4 protein-coding genes are annotated in these 5,835 nt (G+C 43.0%); all 4 read left to right on the top strand.

All coding sequences use genetic code 11. The features are described 5' to 3' along the window. Positions 1-70 precede the first annotated feature (70 nt). The gene (locus VXK47_RS00265) at positions 71-1,357 is read left to right on the top strand and encodes a DUF1329 domain-containing protein (RefSeq protein ID WP_435546768.1); all 1,287 of its coding nucleotides are present in this window, start codon (positions 71-73) and stop codon (positions 1,355-1,357) included. A 160-nt stretch (positions 1,358-1,517) separates the two neighbouring features. Continuing rightward, a complete protein-coding gene (locus VXK47_RS00260; RefSeq protein ID WP_435546767.1) occupies positions 1,518-2,861 on the top strand; it encodes a phenylacetate--CoA ligase family protein in 1,344 nt (447 codons plus the stop codon). Positions 2,862-3,580: 719 nt separating this feature from the next. Next, positions 3,581-5,548 (top strand): pyruvate carboxylase subunit B, encoded by a 1,968-nt coding sequence (locus VXK47_RS00255; protein ID WP_435546766.1) that lies wholly within the window; start codon positions 3,581-3,583, stop codon positions 5,546-5,548. Positions 5,549-5,693: 145 nt separating this feature from the next. Beyond that, positions 5,694-5,835: acyl-CoA dehydrogenase family protein (locus VXK47_RS00250; protein ID WP_435546769.1), on the top strand; the 142-nt coding region annotated here is incomplete at its 3' end.

Genomic DNA, 5,835 nt, shown 5'->3' with positions numbered 1-5,835 from the left:
TGTGTATCGAAAATGAATCACAGACTTTTATTACCTTGATAAATGGAGGAACTAATGGAGGAACTAATTGATGATTAAGCTAAAAAGAACCTATATTGCGATAGCTCTTATGGCAGGGATTTTATTTCCGGTTTTTGTGGGTGCTGCGGAGCTGCCACCCTTAAAGAAATATACGGGTCCCATCAAACCGGGGGTAGTAATTACCAAGGAAAATTGGGATAAGTATCTGCCGGAGTTGGAGAAACTGCTTCCCCCCACCAAAGTCAAATGGTACGGCATGGGGGTGAAGGAAGGGCTGGTAACCATGCCAATTGTGAAAACCACCGCTTATAAACTTACCAAGGGTCAAATGGAGGCTACCAGGAAATATGCAGGCACCGCACGGGTAGGAGCCAACAATCAGTTGTTAAACTGGACAGCCGGAATTCCTTTCCCTGAACCCAAGAGCGCTGTAGAGATAGCCTGGAATGGGCATCCCACTATTTCCCGTAACACTTCTTCCAGCGATGAGTTTGAGATGGGTCCGAGCAAGTTTCTACTGTTCAAAGGATCCAAGTATGAAAAGTACTATATATGGAATCTTTTTAATATGAAGTACATGGGAAGAACGGACTTTCCCCCCTTGGGAGTTCTGCCTGCGTTTAAAGAAAAAGGTATCTGCCTCAAGGAATCTATCATGATTCTCGAACCTAACGAAGTTAAGGGGTTTATACAGTTGAGGAACAGATACTGGGACATTGACAAGGCAGATGAATGTTATGCCTATATACCTGCGATTCGTCGGGTGCGCCGTATGACCGGAGCTGACCTTACCGATCCTCTGCTGGGAAGCGACGCTGTGCCGGATGATTTTGAGGTATGGAGGCAGAAGATTGATTCCAGAATGAAGTTCCGGGTACTGGAACACCGGGATTTCCTGGTTCCCAGAGATTATATAGGGCTGGAAAACAAACCTCCCTATGATTATAAAAAGAATGGTCCCTGCTTCCAGGTGGAATGGGAGATAAGGCCCCAATGGGTGCTGGAAGTTATGATCAACAACCCGGATTATGTGTATTCCAAGCGGGTACTTTATGCAGATGCCGTTCCCGTGGATAAGGGAGGAACCTTCAGGTTGTATTGGGATGAATGTTATGACCATAAAGGCAGATTGTGGAAGGGTAATGGCACGGGGGCTCCGGCTACTACCAAGGAAGGATTAACAAACTTGTTTAACTGGATATGGATAAACTACCAGACCGACCATTACACGGTAATGGATAGTTATTCGGCCTATTGCAAAGATTTCGATAAAAAATATCCGGTGAAGGAAGAGGATGCTTTCACTATCACGGGCTTGTTGAAGAGAGCGAGATAGAAAATTTGAGAGGGTAAATTCACGTAAAGCAAAAAATATCGAAGCCGGCATAAACTGTGTGCTCTCCTCTTACGCTTTTTGTGCCGGATACCTTATGATAGAAACTATCTCATGCAATAAAAAAAACACCAAGATATGAAAGGAGTTACAGGAAAAAGTTATGCGTCTATATACTCAGAAGGCCACGGAGAGCCCCTACTGGAACGAATACATGGAAACCATGCCAAGGGAAAAATTGGACCAGCTCCATCTTCGTCGCCTGCAACGATTAATAAAATATGCCTATGAGAACATCCCCATGTATCAAGAGTTATACGATAAAGCCCATGTAAAACCGGAAGATATCAAGATGTTGGATGATTATGTTGAGAAAATACCATCCATTGATAAACCGGATATACTCCGTTATCAGGCTGCGAATCCTCCATTTGGCGGTAGTATAGTTAGGGATAGTGATGAGTATCTTACTTTCTTTTTTCAGACATCCGGAACTACTGGGACCCCGATGAAAGAGATCGGATATTATAGGGATATGCTGAGCACCGGGTGGGTATTCAAGTGGTGGGCGCATGGCATACGCCCTGCCGATATATTCTATTTTGCTTTTCCATTTGGTACTTTCATGGCTTTTTGGTGCGCCTATTATGACGCGGTAGCAATGGGCGCACAGGTTATCACTTCAGGCGGAATGACTACCGAGCAGAGGGTGAGACAGATTTTGGAGCTTAAACCTACGGTGCTGGTCGCAACTCCTACTTATGCCATGCGGATAGCTGAAATGGCAAGAGAAATGGGTGTTGATATTGCGCACTCCTCTATCAAGTATATCACCTCCGCTGGAGAAGCAGGATACGTATTGCCTACCGTCCGGGATGCTGTCGAAAAGGCTTGGGGGGCAAAAGCTCTTGATTTGTACGGTATTTCTGACCTATGGGGATCTACTTCCTGGCATTGTCCAGTTCATCCGGATCGACTGCATCTCACAGAAACAATTGCCTATCCTCTGGTATTGGATAAGGAAGGGAAATTGGTGCCGGATGGCGGCATAGGGGAATGGACGCTTACCAACTATAGCACGGTTATGCCATTGATCAAATACCGTACCCATGACACCGTTGAATGGCACAAAGAGACTTGTGAATGTGGAAGGACCTGGACATGGCTGCGGGGTGGCGTCTTGGGAAGGACGGATCAGATGGTAACCATCAAGGGCACTAACGTGTTTCCCACGGCTATTCAAGGCATTATTGGTGGCATAGATGGGCTGACCGAAAACCTGGAGATTCACATTTTAACCGGAGAAGGGGGAGATGAGATAGACATAAAAGTGGAGGCCGCCCCTGATGTTCCCGCAGAAAAATACGAAGTCCTTAAAAAGCATTTACGCGGGGAGTTGCAGTTTAGAATCGGGGTGAAAATGAAAGTGGATTTATTGCTGCCTAAAACGCTTCCCCGGTATGAAGTAAAGGCCAAGCGGGTGTTTGACCACCGCAAACGAAAATAGTTTTAGAAATTATCCAAACAACACATAAATTAGTTTTGATCTAAACCCTCCACCTCTGGTGGAGGACCCGGAGAGGTTCTATCGATCCGGTGAGAAATATAATATGGGTAATTCCTCTGGAAAGCCCCTAAAGGCAGACAGGAGGAATTACCTGTGCATGATTGGAAGTTTATCCCATGCAGGATGGGATTGCAAATACCATAATGTACCGAATGCTGAGTAAGGTAGAGATCAGTTTTACTGAAGAGCAGTGAAAGTTTTGGAAGAGTCTCCATTTTATTATATAGATACTATTGAGTAAAGGTACAACTCTTGAATTATTCAAACGATCATAGCCAAGTTATTGTCTTACATGTGTCCAGTTTTTCTGTTCTATGTGGACGTTATCATCTTTGTAATAGGGTCTTCTTCTGGTAAAATTTTCGAGTTGTTTTTTTCTGTAATGTGCCTTATGAGATGATATTTCAAAAACTCCCCTCGATTGTAACAATCGAAGCCGAGTATAGGAAATAGCAAGACATTTTCTATGTGTTTAATTTTATAGCACACCAGATTCATCCTTGCCTTATACTGTGCGTCGTTCTGTCCATCCGGTGGCGATAATCGACAAAGTTAACGGTATAGACAGACATTCCGGATAAAGGAGTACCGCAATAGATACAGAGCTTAAAAATACCGAACTGAAAGTTTTGTGATAATATTTATAGGAGAGTTATAATATGACCGATCACGATAAAGTTAAAAAAACGGCAATGAAATACGGAAAAGACAGGCCTAAAGCCAAGAATCCGGTTCTGATAGAAGATCTAACTCTTCGCGATGGACATCAGTCTTTATTTGCAACGAGAGGAAGAACCGAGGACATGATTCCTGTTGCAGAGATGATGGATGAAGTCGGGTTTTGGGCAATGGAGGTCTGGGGCGGAGCAACTTTTGATACTATGCACCGCTTTTTGAATGAAGATCCGTGGGAAAGAATAAGAACTCTTAAACGCTATATCAAAAAGACTCCTTTCTCTATGCTTCTCCGGGGTCAGAATCTTGTTGGATACAGAAATTATGCCGATGATGTTGCAAAAGTATTCGTTGAGAGAGCGGCTGCAAACGGCATGGATATTTTCAGGACATTTGACGCACTAAATGACTACCGTAATTTCGAAACCGTTGTTCCGGCAATAAAAAGCTGCGGGAAACATTTTCAGGGCTGCATATGCTATTCCTTAACCGAACCCAGGATGGGCGGTGATGTATATAAACTTGAATACTATGTCAAAAAGGCAAAAGAACTTGAAACGATGGGCGCTGACAGCATCTGCGTTAAGGACATGGCAGGCCTGATAGCTCCTTATGATGCATATGATCTTGTCAAAGCTTTGAAAGAAGCCGTAAAAATTCCTATCCATCTTCACAGCCATTTTACTTCGGGCATGGCTTCTATGACTCAGCTGAAAGCCATTGAGGCGGGTGTAGATATACTGGATACATGCATGACTCCTTATGCATACAGAACATCTCATCCGGCAGTAGAGCCGCTTGTAATGACACTTCTCGGAACAAGCAGGGACACTGGTTTTGATATCAGACAACTTGCAGCAATTAATGAAATTTTTGAAAAAGACATCCTTCCCAAATACAAACATCTGCTTGACGATTCAAAAGTATCAATAATAGATATCAATGTACTTTTGCATCAGACACCAGGCGGGATGCTGTCAAATCTCGTCAACCAGTTAAGAGAGATGAATGCTCTCGATAAGATAAACAATGTTTATGCTGAGTTGCCGAAAGTCAGAAAAGACTTAGGGCAGATTCCGCTTGTCACCCCTACCAGCCAGATAGTTGGCATTCAGACAGTTAATAATGTTCTGTTTGATGATGATAAAGAAAGATATAAAATGATTACCGACCAGGTAAAAGATCTGTGCTACGGCCTCTATGGTAAAACAGCCGTCCCAATCGATTCCGAGCTGCAGAAAAAAGCGCTTAAGAGTTATTCCCGCGGCGAAAAACCGATTACATGCAGGCCTGCTGAAGTTATTGAACCTGAGCTTGAAAAAGCAAAAGAAGATATTAAAGATCTTACCACCGATATCGACGATGTGCTTATTTATGCACTTTATCCGGTTACCGGCAAAAGATTTTTAAGGTGGAAATACGGCAAAGAAGAGCCTCCTCCCGAAGTAAAGCCCAGGACCCTTGAGCAGGTCACGGCTGAACAGGGAATCATAGCCAAGGCAAAGGCAGGAAATCTTGTTGAAAAGATTAAAAAGGAAACCGTTTCAACAAAAGGGGACAAATTGCGTACATTCAAAGTTTATATAAACGGGGGATATTTTGAAGTCGGGATAGAAGAGATCGGAGGTACAGCATTAGGTGAAGGTTATGTGCAACAGGTTTTCTCAACATCCTTTGTTACTGAACCAACCGCACAAAAGGCTACTAAGCCCGATTTGGCTCTATCAGATGCGGTCGCCGGAGTTACGCTCAATGCACCAATGCCCGGAATGATAATCTCATATTCTGTAAATGTTGGAGATGAGGTTAAGAAAGGGGATACGATTGTAATTCTTGAAGCCATGAAGATGGAAAATGCGCTTCCTGCAACCGCGGACGGCGTAATAAAATCTATAAATTTTAAAAGCGGAGATTCTGTTCCAAAAGATGCTGTTTTATGTGTAATAGGTTAATGTTGACGCCCGGATTACAGAAAGACTAAGTGTTCGGCCTTTTGAAAAAGAATTATAATTTATGAAAACGAGACCTTTGAAAAACATTCACTGTTCTCGAAGCCCGATTTAAAATATGTAAAATAATTATTGCCAGGAGGAAAAAGTGGATTTTAAATTATCGGAAGAACTTCAAATGCTTAAGGATACGGTGCGTGATTTTGCAGATGAAAAAATAGCTCCTTTTGCTGATGAGTGGGATATGAATCATTATTTCCCATATAATGAAGTTGTAAAGCCAATGGGTG

Origin of the sequence: Desulfobacterium sp. N47, from assembly GCF_051233685.1 — a bacterium.
Classification (GTDB): Bacteria; Desulfobacterota; Desulfobacteria; order Desulfobacterales; family RPRI01; genus RPRI01.
Note: the sequence above shows the minus strand (reverse complement) of the source record. Positions and strands in the feature narration are given on the sequence as shown.